The organism is Flavobacterium sp., from assembly GCF_021151785.1.
In the GTDB taxonomy this organism is placed as follows: Bacteria; Bacteroidota; Bacteroidia; order Flavobacteriales; family Flavobacteriaceae; genus Flavobacterium.
This window is the reverse complement of record NZ_JAGKWP010000199.1, coordinates 1-1,473: the sequence shown is the minus strand read 5'-3', so window position 1 is coordinate 1,473 and position 1,473 is coordinate 1. Positions and strand designations below refer to the sequence as shown.

Below are 1,473 nucleotides of genomic sequence, written 5' to 3'. Positions count from 1 at the left end.
GTTATAATAAAAATTTATCATTTAATAAAAAATTATAATTATTTTATATTGAAATAAAATTAGAAAACTGTAATTTTGCAGAGTTAAAAAACAATAATAAATCATTTAAACACAAATAAACATGGCATTAGTAGGTAAAAAATTTCCGAACATTACGGTTGATGCAATCTCTGAAATGGGAGACAATTTAAGAATCAACGTTTTAGAAGAAGCAACAAAAAATAACAAAAAAGTACTTTTGTTTTGGTATCCAAAAGACTTCACATTTGTATGTCCAACTGAATTACACGCTTTCCAATCGGCTTTAGGTGAATTTGAAAAAAGAAACACTATAGTTATTGGCGCGTCATGTGATACAAACGAAGTCCACTTTGCATGGTTAAATACTCCAAAAAACAATGGTGGTATCGAGGGTGTTACTTATCCTTTATTAGCAGATACAACTAGAAACTTATCAACTGCATTAGGAATTTTAGAAGCAGATGAAGTATTCAACGAAGAAACAGGAGATTATTTAATCGAAGGTTCAAATGTTACTTACCGAGCAACTTACCTAGTGGACGAAACAGGTGTGATTTTCCACGAAAGTGTAAACCATATGCCATTAGGAAGAAACGTAAACGAGTATTTAAGATTGATTGATGCTTTTACACATGTTCAAACTAAAGGTGAAGTTTGTCCAGCTAACTGGGAAGAAGGTAAAGACGCTATGAAAGCAGACAGATCAAGTACGGCTGAATATTTAGCTTCTCACTAAAATAATGTGTCAATAATCAATGTGTCAATTAAAAAATAATTGGCACATTGACATATTGTCTAATCAAAAAATTAAAAAAATGTATCAAGAAATAGAAAAAGACAACTTGCAAGAAATTGTAGCAAATAACGAAAAAGTTATGGTACAATTTTCGGCTTCATGGTGTGGAAATTGCCGTATTATGAAACCAAAATTCAAAAAATTAGCTTCTGAAAATGAAACGATTTCTTTTGTTATTGTAGATGCAGAACAATTCCCTGAATCTAGAAAATTGGCTAAAGTTGATAATTTACCCACATTTGCTGCTTTTAAAAACGGCCAATTAGTTAATCAAACACAAACCAACAAAGCAGAAGTTTTAGCTGAATTAGTAGCTGAAATTCAATAAAGTCTGAATTATGAAATTACCTGTTATCAAACATTTAACTCAATTCGTTGAGGAAAATGATCAAGATTATTTAGTAGAAACGATTGCCGTTTTAGAACATTTAACTGAATTAGAATCACTTAAAGATGAAGAGTTGGATGTACTTGCTGAACTTATTTCTAACATGTATGGCGCTTTAGAAGTACAAAAAGAAATCAAAGCGGGTAAAGACAAAAAAACGGCAATGAACGATTTTATGAAACGTGTTTTAGGCTCAATAGACAAATAATTTGGTCTCCACAACTTTAATCAACTAAATATAAAAACAAATAAATACAATAATTAAGAT

General features: G+C 30.3%; 3 protein-coding genes. All 3 read left to right on the top strand.

All coding sequences use genetic code 11. The features are described from left to right. Positions 1–121: 121 nt before the first annotated feature. Positions 122–757: a peroxiredoxin gene (locus QZ824_RS11630; protein ID WP_291276181.1), complete on the top strand. Its 636-nt coding sequence runs from the start codon at positions 122–124 to the stop codon at positions 755–757. A 79-nt stretch (positions 758–836) separates the two neighbouring features. Further along, the gene (locus QZ824_RS11625; RefSeq protein WP_291276180.1) at positions 837–1,145 is read left to right on the top strand and encodes a thioredoxin family protein; all 309 of its coding nucleotides are present in this window, start codon (positions 837–839) and stop codon (positions 1,143–1,145) included. A 10-nt stretch (positions 1,146–1,155) separates the two neighbouring features. Continuing rightward, positions 1,156–1,413: a hypothetical protein gene (locus QZ824_RS11620; protein ID WP_291276179.1), complete on the top strand. Its 258-nt coding sequence runs from the start codon at positions 1,156–1,158 to the stop codon at positions 1,411–1,413. Positions 1,414–1,473: the final 60 nt, after the last annotated feature.

Excerpts from the sequence above, each read along its gene's own strand:
- QZ824_RS11630 (WP_291276181.1), top strand. The coding sequence starts at position 122 with ATGGCATTAGTAGGTAAAAAATTTCCGAACATTACGGTTGATGCAATC.
- QZ824_RS11620 (WP_291276179.1), top strand. The coding sequence starts at position 1,156 with ATGAAATTACCTGTTATCAAACATTTAACTCAATTCGTTGAGGAAAAT.
- QZ824_RS11625 (WP_291276180.1), top strand. The coding sequence starts at position 837 with ATGTATCAAGAAATAGAAAAAGACAACTTGCAAGAAATTGTAGCAAAT.